The sequence below is a fragment of the Variovorax gracilis genome (assembly GCF_030317115.1).
Lineage (GTDB): Bacteria > Pseudomonadota > Gammaproteobacteria > Burkholderiales > Burkholderiaceae_C > Variovorax > Variovorax gracilis.
In genome coordinates, this window is the sequence record NZ_JASZYF010000008.1 from 180,612 (window position 1) to 197,023 (window position 16,412).

Genomic DNA, 16,412 nt, shown 5'->3' on the forward strand with positions numbered 1-16,412 from the left:
AAACGATCTGATGTCAACCCGGGTGAGCCCGGGATTGCGTGGCGGGGCCCCAGTTGACGGGGGCTGTCCGCGGTGGCAAAAATCAACCCATGCAAAGCCTGATTCCGAAGATCGAGTCCCAGCTTTCCACACTGTCCGTGCCCATCACGCTGCAATTGCCGGACGGCCGGCAGGTTGCGAAGCCCGGATCTCGCGTCACTCTTGCTTTCAACGAATGGTCTGCCCTGGCCAAGCTGGCGGGGCGCCAGATCGGTGCCCTCGGAGAGGCGTACGTGGAAGGCCGCGTCCAGATCGAGGGGGCCATGCGCGACCTCATCGACGCAGCGGTCGGCCTGCTGCCCGGCAATCCCGCCGAGACAAACACGGGCTGGTGGAGCCGGATGCAGCGCCGCGCCAAGTCGCGCGGCTCGCACTCGCTGGGCAAGGATGCGGCGCAGATCGAGTTCCACTACGACGTGTCCGACGACTTCTACGCACTGTGGCTCGATCCGCGGCGCGTGTACTCCTGCGCCTATTTCCGTGACCTGGACACGACGCTTGCCCAGGCGCAGGAGGCCAAGCTCGACCACATCTGCCGCAAGCTCATGCTGAAGCCGGGCGAGCGCTATCTCGACATCGGCTCAGGCTGGGGCGCACTGCTGATGTGGGCCGCCGAGCATTACGGCGTGGATGCGACCGGCATCACGCTGTCGAAGAACCAGCACGCCCATGTGCAAGGGCTGATCGAAGAAAAAGGGCTCCAGGGCCGAGTGCGCGTCGAGTTGCGCGACTACCGCAAGCTCGATACCGCGAGGCCTTACGACAAGATCTCGTCGGTGGGCATGTTCGAGCATGTCGGCAGCGCCAACATGCCAACCTACTTTCGCAAGATCCATGCGCTCTTGGCGCCCGGTGGCATGGTGATGAACCATGGCATCACTTCAGGGCAGCTCAACTACCGGCAACTGGGCGCCGGCATGGGTGACTTCATCGAGAAGTACATCTTCCCCGGCGGCGAACTCCTGCACGTGACCCACGTCCTGCGCGAGACCGCGGCCGCGGGCCTCGAAATGGTCGACACCGAAAATCTCCGGCCGCACTATGCGCGCACGCTGTGGGCCTGGTCCGACTCGCTCGAATCGCAGCTCGATGCCGCGCTGGAGGTGCTGAAGCGCGGTGGCGGGCGGCAGGGCGAGAACGCCGAGCGCATCCTGCGGGCCTACCGGCTGTATCTGGCCGGCTCGGCCATGAGCTTCGAGCAGGGCTGGATCTCGCTGCACCAGATGCTGGCCACCAGGCCGGACGGCGAGGTCGAGGGCCGTCCGCTGCGTGGCTCACAATCGGAGTACCCTTTTGTTCGCGACTACATCTACAAGTGAGTGAGGCACCATGCTGTATCGATTCCAATCTCGGGCAACTCCCCCCTTCGTGATGCTCGAGGTGCATGCGCGCCAGCTCTTCGACATCATCGGAAAAGCGCCGACACCGAAGGGTGTCATCACGGGCGAGCAAATGCCGGCTGCCATTGCGGCGCTGGAAGCGGCCATGGCCAACGAGGGCCGCAATGCACACAACGCGGACTCCTATGCGGTCGAAGGCCACGACGAGGATGCGGAGAAGCAGCACATCGGCCTGCGCCAGCGTGCCGCTCCCCTGCTGCACATGCTGAAGGACTCCCTCGCGGACGGCAAGGACGTCGTCTGGGAGGTTTAGGTAGGCACACCCCCAGGCTTCGCGCACTTCGTGTCGCTGCGCCTACCCCCTTGCTGGGGGCGCCGCATGCGGCCCGGCGGAGCCGGTTCCGCTGCGGCTCACGAATGGGTGGCCGAGTCACCCGATCCGGCGGGTATTGCCCCCTGGAAGCGGGTGGGCGTCCGCACGAAGTGGGCAAGCCTGGGGGGTCAGTCCACCTTCGCGCCTGACGCCTTCACGACCTTTGCCCACTTGGCGTGTTCGTTGTCGATCAGCTTGGCGAATTCGGCGGGGGTGTTGCCGCTGGGGATGGCGCCTTGGGCGACCAGCTTTTCCTTGATGGCGGGCGTGCCCAGCGACTTCGCCACCTCCTGCTGGATGCGGTTGATGATGTCCGGTGGGGTGCCGGCGGGGGCCAGCAGGCCGAACCACGAGCTGGCCTCGTAGCCCTTGAGCGAGGGGCCGCCGGCTTCTTCGACCGTGGGCACATCGGGCAACGCGGGTGAGCGCTGCGAGCTGGTCACCGCCAGCGCCTTGAGCTTGCCGCCCTTGATCTGCTGCATCGAGGACGGCAGGTTGTCGAACATCACGTCGGCATTGCCACCCACCAGGTCCAGCAGCGCCGGGCCCGATCCGCGGTAGGGGATATGCGTCATGAAGCTGCCGGTCATGGTCTTGAAGAGCTCGCCGGCCAGGTGGATGGAGGTGCCGCTGCCGCTCGACGCCATGTTGAGCTTGCCGGGGTTGGCCTTGGCGTACTTCATGAAGTCTGCGACGTTGTTGATGCCGAGCGCCTTGGCCTTGTCGACGTTCATCTCCATCACGTTCGGCACCGCAGCGACCAGGGTGATCGGCGCGAAGTCCTTGATGGGGTCGAAGGGGAGCTTGGGATACAGCGCGCGGTTGATACCGTGCGTGCCGACCGTGCCCATGAGCAGCGTGTAGCCGTCGTTGGGCGACTTCGCCACGATCTCGGCACCCACGTTGCCGCCGGCGCCGGCCCGGTTGTCGACGATGAACTGCTGGCCGAAGGCCTTGGACAGCTCCGGCGCGATGGCGCGTGCCAGGATGTCGGTCGTGCCACCCGGCGCGAACGGCACGACGATGCGCACAGGCTTGGTCGGCCAGGTGGACTGCGCAGCGGCCGGCCCTGCGGCGAAGGCCACGGCCGCCATCGCGGCGAGGGCCAGCGCGGAGCGGCGACGGAATGGGGAGGAGAGGGTCATGCTGGAATTCCTGTGAATGAGAGCGGGTCGGGTGCCGTCTCGGTGCACCTGTTTTTACAGGTGAAGCGTACCCGGCGGCGCGGGTGAAAACCCCGGCCGCGCCCGGCTCAGGCCGCTGTGCCCAATTCGACCGTCCCGGCCACCGAGGCGATCAGCTTGTCCAGCGTGGCGTTCATCTCGCGCAGTTCCGCCGGATCGACGCGGGCGAACAGTTCTGCCTCGCGCTCGCGCGCCTGCGCACTGACCGTTGCGTACAGTTCCTTGCCGATGCTGCTCAGATAGAGCCTGCTGCGCCGCAGATCGGTCGGGTCCTCGTGGCGGTGCAGGCGCTTGTGGCGCTGCAGGCCGGCCAGCGCACGGCTGACCGCCATCTTGTCCAGGCCCGTGAGATCCGCGACCTGTGTGGCCGTGAGTCCGGGCTGCGCACCCAGCACCGCCATCGCGCGCCACTCGTTGAGCGTCAACTGGTGGCGCCGCCCCACGCGCTGCTGGAAGGGCCGCGCCGTCAGGTTGACGACGCGGACCAGCTTGAAGAAGACCGAGTCTTCCAGCCCTGAGTTCATCCGAGCAGCGCCCTGGCGCCCTTCACGATCTGTTCGATGCCCACACGCGATTGCGCCTCCAGCACCGGCGCATAGCCGACAGGAATGCGCGGCGCGCCCAGCCGCGCGACGCGGCAGCCGGTCGCCTCGGCGGCGGTCGCGGCGATTTCTGCGCCGAAGCCTGCCGCCTGCACTGCTTCGTGGACCACCAGCAGGCGCCCGCTGCGACCGCAAGAGGCGAGCACCGCCTCGCGGTCCCAGGGCCAGAGCGTGCGCAGGTCGATCAGATCGACCGCAATGCCTTCCGCCGCCAGTGCATCGCAGGCGGAGATGCACGCGTGCATCTGCTTGCCCCAGCTCACCAGCGTGAGCGCGTCGCCCCGGCGAACATGCGCCGCCTTGCCCAGCGCCACCTCCACGCCTTCGTCCACCGGGCCGCGCACACCCCAGAGCGTCTTGTGCTCGATGTACACCACCGGATCGCCGCAGCGCAACGCGGCTCGCAGCAGCGCGTAGTTGTCCTGCGGCGTCGACGGGCACACCACCACCACGCCCGGCAGATGTGCGAACCAGGCTTCGAGCGATTGCGAATGCTGCGCCGCCGAAGAGTCCCAGATGCCGCCCGGCATGCGGGCCACCAGCGGCACGCGGCCCTGGCCGCCGAACATGAAGCGGTTCTTGGCGGCCTGGTTCACCAGTTCGTCCATGCCGCACAGCGCGAAGTCGACCACCCGCATCTCGACCACCGGACGCAAGCCGGCGAGCGCCATGCCGACGCCGGCGCCCATGATCGCGGCCTCGGAGATGGGCGTGTCGATCACGCGCTGCGCGCCGAAGGCGTCCTGCAGGCCCTTGTACTGGCCGAAGATGCCGCCGCGGCCGACGTCCTCGCCGAGCACGACCACGTTCGGGTCGGCTTCCATCTCGCGCCGCACCGCCAGCACGGCCGCCTCGGCGTAGCTGAGTTCCTGCCTGGTCGTGGGGGCGAGTGCCGCGCCGCCTCCGGCCATGTCGCTCGTCATATCCATTGGCCGGCTCCGGTGGTTTGCACGTCGGTGAATGCGGCACTGGCGTCGGGCCACGGCGCGGCGTCCGCGGCGGCGAGCGCGGCATCGACTTCCGCATGCGCCTCGTTCTCGATCGCGGCGAGCGTGGCGGCAGTGATGCCATCGGTCATCAGTTGAGCGCGGGCATGCGCGATCGGGTCGGTTTCCAGCGCCGCAGCCAGCTCGGCCGGATCGCGGTAGGCGGCCGGGTCGACCGACACGTGGCCCTTCACGCGGTAGGTGAGGGCATGCAACAGGCGCGGTCCGCTGCCGGCGCGCACCTCGGCGACCAGCCTGCCGGCCGCAGCATGCACCGCGAACACGTCATTGCCGTCGACCTGGGTTGCCGCGATGTCCATGGCCTCGGCGCGTGCCGATGCGCCATCGCCGGCCGTCATCGGTCCGCTGGCGGTGGTCGCGCTCCAGCGGTTGTCCTCGCAGACGAAGAGCACCGGGAGTTGGTACACCCGTGCCCAGTTGAGCGCTTCGAGAAAGGGTCCGCGGTTGATCGCCCCGTCGCCGAAGAAGCACACGGTGATCGCGTCCTTCTTCTGGAGCTTCTGTGCGTGCGCCGCGCCCACGGCGATCGGGAGCCCGGCCGCGACCACTCCGTTGGCGCCCAGCATCCCGACCGAGAAGTCGGCGATGTGCATCGACCCGCCCTTGCCGCCGTTGAAGCCCGTCGCCTTGCCGAACAGCTCGCCCATCATCCGGCCCAGGTCCGCGCCCTTGGCCAGCGTGTGGCCATGGCCGCGATGGGTGGAAGTGAGGTAGTCGGCCGGGGCCAGGTGGGCGCAGACGCCGGCCGGCACCGCCTCCTGGCCGGTGGAAAGATGAAGTGGGCCGCGCACCTTGGCACCGCCGGCTGCCTGCTGCCCATAGGCGCTCACGCCGCCCTGGCTCGCCGTCTCGGCAGCGTTCTCGAAGGCGCGGATGCGCACCATCGTGCGGTAGAGCGCGGTGCGCGCCGCCGCTGAATTCGCAAAGTCCATATCGTCTCCAGCACTTGCACAGCGTGCATTCGGAGCGAAATCGTATCGCCCGTGACCAATCCGGATGTAGCGCATTTACCCGCAGGGAATGTCCCGATGCCGCAGCCGAGGGACCGCTGCGATAGTTAGTTCGTTACTCGAACTAATTAGAGCCAACGATTCATCCCAAGCCTGGAGACCCGCACATGAAGCTCGCACGCACCCTCACCACCCTGGCCTTCGGGCTGACCGCCATCGGCGCCTGCGCGCAAACCGTGGTGGGAGTGAGCTGGTCCAACTTCCAGGAAGAACGATGGAAGACCGATGAGGCCGCGATCAAGGCGCAGCTCGAAAAGCTGGGTGCCAAGTACATCAGCGCCGATGCCGGCGGTTCGCCCGAAAAGCAGCTCGGCGATATCGAGGGGCTGATGTCCAAGGGCGCCAAGGCGCTGATCGTGCTGGCGATGGACAAGGACGCCATCCTGCCCGCCGTCAACAAGGCCATGAAGCAGAAGGTGCCGGTGGTGGCCTATGACCGGCTGATCGAAACGCCGGGCGTCTTCTACATCACCTTCGACAACGTCGAGGTCGGCCGCATGCAGGCGCGCGCGGTCTACAAGGTCCAGCCCAAGGGCAACTACGTGATGATCAAGGGCTCGCCCACGGACCCCAACGCCAACTTCCTGCGCGCCGGCCAGCAGGAGGTCATTGCCGACGCGGTAAAGAAGGGCGACATCAAGATCGTCGGCGACGAATACACCGACGGCTGGAAGCCCGAGGTCGCCCAGAAGAACATGGAGCAGATCCTCACCAAGGTCGGCAACAAGGTCGACGCGGTGGTGGCGGCGAACGACGGCACGGCAGGCGGTGCGGTCGCGGCGCTCACGGCCAAGGGTATTCGGGGCATCCCGGTGTCGGGGCAGGACGCCGACTTCGCCGCGCTCAACCGCGTGGCGCTCGGCACGCAGACCGTCACGGTGTGGAAGGACTCGCGCGAACTCGGCCGTGAAGCCGCCTCCGCCGCCGTCGCACTGGCGCAAGGCAAGCCGGCGGACAAGGCGGCCGACTGGAGCGGCGGCGAGAAGAAGCTCGCGATCTCCTCGCGCTTCCTGACGCCGGTGCCGATCACGCGCGACAACCTCGACGTCGTGGTCAAGGCCGGTTGGATCAAGAAAGACGAGCTGTGCAAGGGTGTGACTGGCGACAAGGCTCCTCCTGCCTGTAAATGAAGCACATCCCCAGGCTTGCCCACTTCGTGTGGCCGCCCACCCCCTTGCAGGGGGCAACACCCTGCGGCCCGGCGGAGCCGGTTCCGCGGTGTTTCCCGAATGGAGTCGCCAGATGAGTTCGTCCCCGGGCTTGTGGCGCCGCAGCGGCGTCGACCTCCGCCTGCTGCTCATGAGCGTGCTGCTGGTGGTGATGGCGATCGTGTTCCACGTCATGTCGGGCGGCGTGTTCCTGTCGCCCGAGAACCTCTACAACATCGCGCAGCAGACGGCGGTGGTCGGCATCGTGTCGACGGTGATGGTGCTGATCATCGTGGCGCGCCACATCGACCTGTCGGTGGGCTCGGTGATGGGCTTCGTCGGCGTGCTGGTCGCGTACCTGCAATACACCGCCGGCTGGTCGTGGCCGGCGGCGAGCCTCGCAGGGCTGGCGGTGGCGTTGCTGGTGTCGCTCTACCAGGGCGGGCTGACCGCCGTGCTGGGCGTGCCATCGTTCGTGGTCACGCTGGGCGGGCTCATGTCGTTCCGGGGGGCCGCGTTCCTCGTGGCGGACGGCAAGACGCAGCCGGTCAACGACGAATTCTTCCAGCGCCTCGGTGGCGGCTATGACGGCGGCATCGGCACCACGGCGACGTGGGTGCTGGCGGCGTTCGTCGGCGTCGTGCTTTTCGCCCGGATGCTGCAGAAGCGGCGCGCGCGGCAGCGCCATGACATGCCGGTCGAGCCTTTGTGGCTGGACCTCCTGCTCACCGCGGTGCCCGTGATCGTCGTCTTCGCCTTCGCCGCGACCATGAACAGCTATCAGATCTCGTCGAAGACCGAGGCGCAGGGCATGCCGATCCCGGTGCTGATCTGGGCCGTGGTGGCAGTGGTGCTGTCGTTCATCGTGCATCGCACGCGCTTCGGCCGTTACGTGTTCGCCATGGGCGGCAATCCGGATGCCGCCGCGCTGGTCGGCATCCCGGTCAAGCGCGTGACGCTGATGCTCTTCGCATTGCTCGCGGTGCTGGTGACCATCGCCGCCATCGTCTCCATCGCGCGCCTGAACGCCGGCACCAACTCGCTGGGCAGCGGCATGGAGCTCTACGTGATCGCCGCCGCGGTGATCGGCGGCACGGCGCTGGCCGGCGGCAGCGGGTCGATCTTCGGCTCGGTGCTCGGCGCGCTGATCATGCAGTCGCTCGACAGCGGCATGCTGCTGCTGGACGTGCCGATCGGCAAGCGCATGGTGATCATTGGGCAGGTCCTGATCATCGCGGTCGTCTTCGATGTGCTCTACCGCAAGAAATTCGGGGAGAACTAGATGACCCCCAACCCACCCCTGGTCGAACTGCGCGACATCCACAAGGCCTTCGGCGGCGTGAAGGCGGTCGACGGCGTCAGCGTCAACCTCTATCCCGGCGAAGTGGTCGCGCTGCTGGGCCACAACGGCGCGGGCAAGTCGACGCTGATGAAGATGCTCGCTGGCGCCTACCCGATCGACTCCGGCGACACGCTCATCGCAGGCGAGAAGGTCAACATCCGCACACCCTCCGAGGCGCAGGCGCAGGGTATCGAGACCATCTACCAGACGCTTGCGCTCGCGGACAACCTCGACTCGGTCGCCAACCTCTTCCTGGGTCGCGAAAAGCTCACGCCCTGGCGCACGCTCGACGACCATTTCATGGAAGGCCAGGCGCGCAAGGTGTTCCAGCGCCTCAACAAGAACTTCACCAACATCCGCGTGCCGGTGCGGCGCCTCTCGGGCGGGCAGCGGCAGGTGGTGGCGATCTCGCGAGCGCTGTACTTCAACGCCCGCATCCTGATCATGGACGAGCCCTGCGCGGCGCTGGGGCCGGAAGAAACCGCGATGGTTGGCGCGCTGGTGAGGCAGCTCAAGGCCGATGGGGTCGGCATCTTCCTGATCACGCACGACATGCCCGATGTGTTCGGCCTGAGCGACCGGCTGGCCGTGATGAAGAACGGACGGCTCGTCGGCACCTATCGCACCGACGATGTGACCGAGGACGAGGTGCTGGGAATGATCATTGCCGGCAAGCGGCCCGAGGGAAAGCCACAGGCCGAGCACGCGACGGCGTGACGGCCGGGATGGAGCCCGGATGAAGACCATCGGCGATCAGCAATTGGTCCGGCGGATCAATCGCAGCGTGCTGCTACGGCTCTTGCGCGCACAGCCGGGACTTTCACGCGCTCGGCTGGCCGCGGAAAGCGGCCTCACCAAATCCACCGTCAGCCTGCTGGTGCGCGAGCTTCTCGATGACGGCTGGCTCGACGAGGCCGGTGCGCCGGTCGTCGACGGGCTCGGAAGACCCTCGACGCCCCTGCGCATCAACGTCGGGGTGCGCGCGCTGATCGGGGTGGAGATCGCGATCGAGGTCGTGCGCGTCGTGTGCGTCTCGCTGCAGGGCGAAGTGCTCTATTCCGATGCGCAGCCGCTTCGCGACCACGCGCCATCGGTGGTGTGCGCGCAGGCCGCACGCATGGTGGCCGCCGCGCATCGCCGCTTGCTGGTATCGGGGCTGCGGCTGTCGGGCATTGGCGTGGGGGTTCCCGGTGCCGTGCACGATGCGACCGGCGTCGTGCGCTTCGCGCCCAACCTTGGCTGGCGCAACGTCAGCCTGCTGCCGGGGCTCACCGATGCGCTTGCGGGCGAGGGCATTTCGGGCGTCGCCGTGCAATTGCAGAACGACGCCGACACGGCGGCGCTCGGCGAATACGAGTTCTCGGACGGCGAGGGCGAGGACCCATTGATCTTCGTCAGCTGCGACGTCGGCGTCGGCGCCGGCATCGTGCTGAACGACCGGCTCTTCATCGGCGCCCAGGGCATGGCCGGGGAGATCGGGCACACCGTGCTGCAGATCGACGGGCCGCGCTGTTCATGTGGGCGGCGGGGTTGCGCCGAAGTCTTTCTCGGCTCGCGCGTGCTGGACCGCGAAGCCGGCGAGCTTCGCCGTGCGGCCGGCTTCCTCGGCGTGCTTCTCCAGAACCTGTGGGTTACCTTCGAGCCGCGCGCGATCGTCGTCGGCGGCAAGTCATGCGAAGCGCACCCGGAATTCCTGGGGCTGGCGATCGAAACCGTGGGCCGCTACGCCGAAAGCGCGGGCATGCCGCCGCCTGTCGTGCGAGCGGCGCGCTATGGCGAATGGGCGCCGGCAGTCGGCGCGGCGGCGCTGGCGCTGCATGAGTACCTTCGGCCCCTGCATCCGAACTCGGAGGCGCGGCGCGAGCGCGCGGCAGCGTCCGAATCGGCGGTGTAGCGCTTCATTCGGCTTCGTTCGCCCGCCAGCTCTTGAGATGGCGATACAGCGTGCCACGCGACACGCGCAACTGCCTCGCGGCATGCGAGATGTTCCCGTCGTTCGTAGCCAGGGTTTCTTCGATCAGCTTGCGGCTGTGGCCGCGCAAGGTGCCATCGCCTTCGGCGAGTGATGCCGCAGCGACCGCAGGTGGCAGCTCCGCCTCCACGGCCTCCGCACTCGCTTCGGACACGACGGACTGCATCGCCGGCGCCATGCTCACCGCATGTCCGAAATCCACGCCGTCGCGAGCCTGCAGCCGGGCCTGCAGCCACACGCCGAGCCCGCTTGCCAGCCGAACGGGCTGCGCGGCTTCGCCGCGGCCCATGCGCAACAGGCCCGCGAGGTCGAGGCCGAACAGCATCTCCACATCGCAAGGCTCGGCTTCCGGCACGCCGCCGATCAGCCGTGAGCCGGCCGCGTTCAGCCAGGCGACGGTGCCGTCCGGCGCAATGCCCGCCAGCGCCTCCAGCGGCGTGCCGAGCAGCGTCGGACTGGCCTGGAAGCGCAGCACCAGCCGGTCCTGCGACTGGGCCAGCAAGAGGCGGTTCTCGATGGTGGTGGCATAGAGCGCGACCATCGACGCTGCATCGAAGCCGAAGCGTCGCGATTCCACCGTGAGATCGAGCACACCTGCCAGCCGCCCGTGGACGTCGCGGATCGGCGCCGCTGCGCATTGCATTTCGCGCAGGTATTCGAAGTAGTGCTCGGCCCCATGCACCGTGCAGGCCTGGCCGGTGGTCGCGACGATACCCGGCGCCGTGGTGCCGACCACGCTTTCGGCAATGTTGACGCCCAGCCGCGCCGTCTTCTGCAGGATCGGTTGTTGCGCGTTCGACGGATGCTGCGTGACATGGACGATCACCCCTTGCGCGTCGGTCAGCAGCACGCGGCAATCGGTGCCGGCCAGCGAGCTTTCCATGCCCGCCAATTCCTGTCGCGCGGCTTCCAGCAGTTCGCGGTTGCGTCCCAGCGTGGCATGCAGCCGGCTCGGCGTGACCGCATCGAAGGCCACGACGCGCCGCCGATCGCTGTGCGTCCGCGTGCAGCGCATCCACGACTGGATCACGGCCTCGCCGATCAGCCCCGAGGGGCGCACGCCTTCCTCGAAGAACTGCTGCCGGGCCAGCGCCACGCGCTCTGCGGAAGTCTTTGCGAACAACTGCCGAGGACCACCCGCCGGATTGCGTGTTGACAAGGGCATGCCGTCTCCAGAGTGGGAAAAGACGTCGAATCTGTTCCGCAATGGAACAGTCCGGCTCTAGGGAAATCCCGAGGATGAACAAAGCGCGCGCCAGGGCGATCCTTCGCTTCACAACGACAGGAGACGACACGATGACCAAGACCCACGCCGCGCTGGCGCTCGGCGCGTTGCTGTGCCTGGCTGCCGCGACCGCATCGGCCCAGCCCGCCAAAGGCTCCCCCGAGCACATCAAGGCCGCTACCCAGCGCGTGGATGGCTCCTTCATCCGCGCCAATGCCGCGAAGACTCCCGACTGGCCCAGCTACGGCCTCGACTACGCGGAGACGCGCTTCAGCAAGCTCGACCAGGTCAACGCGGGCAACGTGAAGGACCTCGGGCTCGTGTGGTCCTACGACCTGCAATCGACGCGCGGCGTCGAGGCCACCCCGCTGGTCGTGGACGGCATCATGTACGTCACCGCCTCATGGAGCGTGGTGCACGCGATCGATGCGCGCACCGGCAAGAAGCTCTGGACCTACGACCCGAAGGTCGACCGCTCCAAGGGCTACCGGGGCTGCTGCGACGTGGTCAACCGTGGCGTGGCGCTCTACCAGGGCAAGGTGTTCGTCGCCTCGTACGACGGCCGCCTGATTGCGCTCGACGCGGCCACGGGCCAGCCGGTCTGGGAGAAGGACACGATCATCGACCACGCGAGGTCGTACACCATCACCGGCGCGCCGCGCGTGTTCAAGGGCAAGGTCATCATCGGCAACGGCGGCGCCGAGTACGGCGTGCGCGGCTATGTCACGGCCTACGACGCTGCCACGGGCGACCAGAAATGGCGCTGGTTCACCGTGCCGGGCGATCCGTCCAAGCCCTTCGAGGACGCATCGATGGCCAAGGCCGCGAAGACCTGGGACCCGAGCGGGAAGTACTGGGAAGCGGGTGGCGGCGGCACGGCGTGGGACACGCTGACCTTCGACCCCGAACTCAACCTCATGTACGTGGGCACCGGCAACGGCTCGCCGTGGGCCCACAGCAAGCGCAGCCCGAAGGGCGGCGACAACCTCTACCTGGCGTCGATCGTCGCGCTCAACCCGGACACCGGCAAGTACGTCTGGCACTACCAGGAGACGCCCGGCGACAACTGGGACTACACCTCGACCCAGCCGATGATCCTGGCCGACATCAAGATCGACAACAAGCCGCGCAAGGTGATCCTGCATGCGCCGAAGAACGGCTTCTTCTTCGTCATCGACAGGACCAACGGCAAGTTCATCTCGGCGAAGAACTTCGTCGAGGTGAACTGGGCCAGCGGCTTCGACAAGAACGGCCGGCCGATCGAGATCGCCGCCGCGCGGCAGAACACGAAGCCCGGCGACAGCATCCCCGGCCCGTTCGGCGCGCACAACTGGCATCCGATGTCCTTCAACCCGCAGACGGGGCTGGCGTACTTGCCGGCGCAGAACGTGCCGCTGAACCTGATGGACGACAAGGACTGGAAGTTCAACGAGAACAGTCCCGGACGGCCGCATGCCGCGCTGGGCTGGAACACCGCCATGTTCGCCAACGCGCAGCCGCCTGCGAGCAAGCCGATGGGCCGCCTCATCGCATGGGACCCCGTCGCGCAGAAGGAAGCGTGGGGCGTCGAGCACGCGTCGCCCTGGAACGGCGGCACGCTCACCACCGCCGGCAATCTCGTGTTCCAGGGCACGGCCGACGGCCGCCTGGTCGCCTACAACGCCAAGACCGGCGAGAAGCTCTGGGAGACACCCACCGGCACCGGCGTGGTGGCCGCGCCTGCCACTTTCATGGTCGACGGCAAGCAGTTCGTGTCGGTGGCGGTCGGCTGGGGCGGCGTCTACGGCCTCGCCCAGCGCGCGACCGATCGGCAGGGCCCGGGCACGGTCTACACCTTCGCCGTCGGCGGCAACGCACCCAAGCCGGAGTTCGTGCAGTACCGCATGGACAAGCTCCTGCAAGGCGTCAAGTACGACCCCGCCAAGGTCGAGGCCGGCACCATGCTCTACGTCAGCAACTGCGTCTTCTGCCACGGCGTGCCGGGCGTGGACCGTGGCGGCAATATCCCCAACCTGGGCTACATGAACTCGTCCTATATCGAGAACCTCGACAAGTTCGTCTTCAAGGGCCCGGCAATGGATCGCGGCATGCCGGATTTCAGCGGCAAGCTGACCCCGGAGGATGTGGAAAAAATAAAGGCGTTCATCCAGGGAACTGCAGACGCCATCCGACCGAAATAGTTGCTCGCCCCCAGGCTCCGCGCACTTCGTGTCGCTTCGCCTACCCCCTGCCGGGGGCAACACCGGCGGCCCGGCGGAGCCGGTTCCGCGGTGTTCCACCAACTCAAAAGCCCCGCATGCGGGGCTTTTGCTTCTTGATCTTCACGGGCTGCCGCGGAACTGGCTTCGCCAGGCCGGAGGCGGCGCCCCCGGCAGGGGGTAGGCGGCTACACGAAGTGAGCAAGCCTGGGGGCGAGCCCTTTAATCAGCGTAGACGCCCGCGGCCTTGATGATGGGGCTCCACTTGGCGATCTCGGCCACCACGAACTTCTTGTGTCCGTCGGGTTCGACGCGGCCATCATTCGCCACCACCGCGCCCAGGCCTTCCTGCTTCTTGATGAAGTCGGGGTCCTTCAGCGCGACCTTCAGTGCGTCGTTGATCTTCTTGGTGACAGCCGCGGGCGTGCCCTTCGGCGCATAGAGGCCGTGCCAGATGGTGACCTGGAAGTCCTTCAGGCCCGATTCCTGGAGCGTCGGCAGGTCCTTCAGAAGCGGCGTGGTCAGGCGCTTGTTCGTGGTCACCGCGAAGGCCTTGACCTTCTTGGCCTCGATCTGCGGCGAGGTGTTGGTCGTCTGGTCGCAAAGCAGGTCGATCTGGCCTCCGATGAGGTCGGTGATGGCAGGCGCCGTGCCCTTGTACGGCACGGGCGTCATCTCGGTCTTCGTGGCGGTCTGGAAGAGCAGGCCGCACAGGTGCGAGGCGGAGCCGACACCGGCATTGCCGAGGTTGATCTTGCCCTTGTTGGCGGCGATCCAGGCGGACAGTTCCTTGTAGTTGTTGGCCTGCATGCTGGGCTTGGAAATCAGCGTCATCGGCACGTCATTGACGATGCCGAGGTATTCGAAGTCGGTCTCGACCTTGAAGGGCACGTTGCGCACCAGGGTCGGAATGGTCGACATTCCGATGTGGTTGAGCAGCAGCGTATAGCCGTCCGGGTTGGCGCGCGCCACCTTGGCCGCGCCGATCGAGCTGCCGGCGCCCGGCACGTTGTCGACCACGATGCTGACGCCGCCGAGCGGCTTGCGCAGCGCTTCGGCCAGGTCGCGCGCGACGCGGTCGGTCGGGCCGCCGGCCGCGAAGGGCACCACGATGTTGATGGGCTTGCTGGGGAAGTCCTGGGCGTGGGCTCCCACCACCGCTGCGGCGATGGCCGTCAAGGCGAGCAGTTTCTTCATGATCTCTCCGAATTGAAAATTGGCCGCGATCTTATCGGCTGACTGCACCCTGACCACAGCTGATTTTCCCGAAGACCTTGATCGAGACCAAGAAATGCGCGCGGCCGGTGGTTTTCGCCGCAGCCGGTGTGCGCCGGCGCCATCGCGGGTATCGTGCCTCCTCTATCCACGGAGTGCGAGACATGTTGAAACTGAAGGACCCGACCCTGCTGCGCCAGCAGGTTTTCATCGCAGGCGAATGGGTGGATGCGGACAACCGCGAAACCATCCCGGTCACCAATCCGGCCAATGGAGAGCAGATCGGCACCGTGCCGATGTGCGGCACCGACGAGACCGTGCGTGCCATCGCAGCCGCTGAAGTCGCGCAACGCGCCTGGGCGCAACGGCCGGCCAAGGAGCGCTCCGCCATCCTGCGCAAGCTCAACGACCTGATGCTCGCGAACCAGGACGACCTGGCGCTCATCATGACCACGGAGCAGGGCAAGCCGCTCGCCGAGAGCAAGGGCGAGATCGCCTATGCGGCGTCCTTCATCGAATGGTTCGCCGAAGAGGCGCGCCGCGTGTACGGCGACACCATCCCCGCACCGCAGGCGGATCGCCGCATCCTGGCGCTCAAGCAGCCGGTCGGCGTGACGGCCGCGATCACGCCCTGGAACTTCCCGACCGCGATGCTCACGCGAAAGGCCGGCCCGGCATTGGCGGCGGGCTGCTCCATGGTGGTCAAGCCCGCGACGCAGACGCCGTTCTCGGCGCTCGCCTTCGCCGAACTGGCCGACCGCGCCGGGCTGCCCAAGGGCCTGCTGTCGGTGCTGACCGGCTCGGCCTCGAAGATCGGCGGCGAGATGACGCGCAGCCCCATCGTGCGCAAGCTGAGCTTCACCGGCTCGACCGAGGTCGGCCGCACGCTGATGAAGCAATCCGCCGACACCATCAAGAAGCTGTCGCTCGAACTCGGCGGCAACGCGCCGTTCATCGTGTTCGACGATGCCGATGTCGATGCGGCCGTCGAGGGTGCGATGGTCTCCAAGTACCGCAACACCGGCCAGACCTGCGTCTGTGCCAACCGCATCTATGTGCAGCGGGGCGTGCTCGAGGCTTTCACGCAGAAGCTGATCGCGAAGGTCAATGCGTTGAAAGTGGGCGATGGCACCGAGCCGGGCGTGAACCAGGGCCCGCTGATCGACGACAAGGCCGTCGCCAAGATCGAGCAGCACGTCGCCGACGCCGTCGCCAAGGGCGGGAAGGTTCTGGCCGGGGGCCGGCGTCACGCGCTGGGCGGGCGTTTCTACCAGCCCACGGTGATCGGTGGCGCGACGGCGGACATGCTGGTCGCGCACGAGGAGAGCTTCGGCCCGCTGGCGCCAGTCTTCGCGTTCGACACCGAAGCCGAGGCGATCGCGCTGGCCAATGACACCGAGTTCGGCCTCGCCTCGTATTTCTACAGCCGCGACATCGGCCGCGTCATGCGCGTCGCCGAGGCGCTCGAATGCGGCATCGTCGGTGTCAACACCGGCCTTATCTCGACGGCCGAGGCGCCCTTCGGCGGCGTCAAGCAGTCGGGGCTGGGCCGAGAAGGCTCGAAGTACGGCCTCGACGACTTCCTGGAAATCAAGTACGTGTGCCTCGCGGGGCTGGGTCTGTAGCTCGCCCCCAGGCTTGCCCACTTCGTGTGGCCGCCTACCCCCTGCCGGGGGCAACACCGGCGGCCCGGCGGAGCCGGTTCCGCGGTGTTTCTGGACTCGCTCGGGGGCAATACCGGCGGCTCGGCGGAGCCG

14 protein-coding genes are annotated in these 16,412 nt (G+C 67.3%); 8 read left to right on the forward strand and 6 right to left on the reverse strand.

Annotation, left to right across the window (positions count from 1 at the left end):
- Positions 1–89 precede the first annotated feature (89 nt).
- Entirely contained in the window at positions 90–1,358 is a 1,269-nt protein-coding gene (locus QTH97_RS17800) for a class I SAM-dependent methyltransferase (RefSeq protein ID WP_286569703.1), read from the forward strand.
- Positions 1,359–1,368: 10 nt separating this feature from the next.
- Positions 1,369–1,692 (forward strand): DUF1840 domain-containing protein, encoded by a 324-nt coding sequence (locus QTH97_RS17805; protein ID WP_286569704.1) that lies wholly within the window; start codon positions 1,369–1,371, stop codon positions 1,690–1,692.
- A 188-nt stretch (positions 1,693–1,880) separates the two neighbouring features.
- Here the strand turns inward: QTH97_RS17805 and QTH97_RS17810 are convergent, their stop codons facing one another.
- The 4 genes from QTH97_RS17810 to QTH97_RS17825 form a co-directional block, all read right to left on the reverse strand.
- Positions 1,881–2,897, reverse strand: coding sequence for a Bug family tripartite tricarboxylate transporter substrate binding protein (locus tag QTH97_RS17810; protein ID WP_286569705.1), 1,017 nt, complete (start codon positions 2,895–2,897; stop codon positions 1,881–1,883).
- A gap of 107 nt (positions 2,898–3,004) precedes the next feature.
- Positions 3,005–3,460, reverse strand: a complete 456-nt coding sequence (locus QTH97_RS17815) for a MarR family winged helix-turn-helix transcriptional regulator (protein WP_286569706.1) — start codon at positions 3,458–3,460, stop codon at positions 3,005–3,007.
- Positions 3,457–4,461, reverse strand: a complete 1,005-nt coding sequence (locus tag QTH97_RS17820; protein ID WP_286569832.1) for an alpha-ketoacid dehydrogenase subunit beta — start codon at positions 4,459–4,461, stop codon at positions 3,457–3,459. Before QTH97_RS17820 ends, QTH97_RS17815 begins: the two co-directional genes overlap by 4 nt.
- Entirely contained in the window at positions 4,458–5,477 is a 1,020-nt protein-coding gene (locus QTH97_RS17825) for a thiamine pyrophosphate-dependent dehydrogenase E1 component subunit alpha (RefSeq protein ID WP_286569707.1), read from the reverse strand. Before QTH97_RS17825 ends, QTH97_RS17820 begins: the two co-directional genes overlap by 4 nt.
- 185 nt (positions 5,478–5,662) lie before the next feature.
- Between QTH97_RS17825 and xylF the strand changes: the two genes are divergently transcribed.
- The 4 genes from xylF to QTH97_RS17845 all read left to right on the forward strand — a co-directional run bounded on the left by xylF (position 5,663) and on the right by QTH97_RS17845 (position 9,939).
- Positions 5,663–6,685, forward strand: a complete 1,023-nt coding sequence (xylF, locus tag QTH97_RS17830) for a D-xylose ABC transporter substrate-binding protein (protein ID WP_286569708.1) — start codon at positions 5,663–5,665, stop codon at positions 6,683–6,685.
- Between the two features lie 112 nt (positions 6,686–6,797).
- Positions 6,798–7,985 carry a sugar ABC transporter permease gene (locus tag QTH97_RS17835; protein WP_286569709.1) on the forward strand — a complete coding sequence of 396 codons (1,188 nt, stop codon included), beginning with the start codon at positions 6,798–6,800 and terminating at the stop codon, positions 7,983–7,985.
- On the forward strand, positions 7,986–8,762 hold the full coding sequence (locus QTH97_RS17840) for an ATP-binding cassette domain-containing protein (RefSeq protein WP_286569710.1): 777 nt from the start codon (positions 7,986–7,988) through the stop codon (positions 8,760–8,762).
- 19 nt (positions 8,763–8,781) lie between these two features.
- Positions 8,782–9,939 carry an ROK family transcriptional regulator gene (locus tag QTH97_RS17845; protein ID WP_286569711.1) on the forward strand — a complete coding sequence of 386 codons (1,158 nt, stop codon included), beginning with the start codon at positions 8,782–8,784 and terminating at the stop codon, positions 9,937–9,939.
- 4 nt (positions 9,940–9,943) lie between these two features.
- Here QTH97_RS17845 and QTH97_RS17850 read toward each other — a convergent pair whose 3' ends face one another.
- Positions 9,944–11,182 (reverse strand): helix-turn-helix domain-containing protein, encoded by a 1,239-nt coding sequence (locus QTH97_RS17850; protein WP_286569712.1) that lies wholly within the window; start codon positions 11,180–11,182, stop codon positions 9,944–9,946.
- A gap of 131 nt (positions 11,183–11,313) precedes the next feature.
- Here QTH97_RS17850 and QTH97_RS17855 point away from each other — a divergent pair, with 131 nt between their 5' ends.
- Complete coding sequence (locus tag QTH97_RS17855; RefSeq protein ID WP_286569713.1) at positions 11,314–13,422, forward strand: PQQ-dependent dehydrogenase, methanol/ethanol family; 2,109 nt, start codon at positions 11,314–11,316, stop codon at positions 13,420–13,422.
- Positions 13,423–13,662: 240 nt separating this feature from the next.
- Here QTH97_RS17855 and QTH97_RS17860 read toward each other — a convergent pair whose 3' ends face one another.
- Positions 13,663–14,637 carry a tripartite tricarboxylate transporter substrate-binding protein gene (locus QTH97_RS17860; RefSeq protein ID WP_286569714.1) on the reverse strand — a complete coding sequence of 325 codons (975 nt, stop codon included), beginning with the start codon at positions 14,635–14,637 and terminating at the stop codon, positions 13,663–13,665.
- Between the two features lie 182 nt (positions 14,638–14,819).
- Between QTH97_RS17860 and QTH97_RS17865 the strand changes: the two genes are divergently transcribed.
- The gene (locus tag QTH97_RS17865) at positions 14,820–16,280 is read left to right on the forward strand and encodes an NAD-dependent succinate-semialdehyde dehydrogenase (RefSeq protein ID WP_286569715.1); all 1,461 of its coding nucleotides are present in this window, start codon (positions 14,820–14,822) and stop codon (positions 16,278–16,280) included.
- Positions 16,281–16,412: the final 132 nt, after the last annotated feature.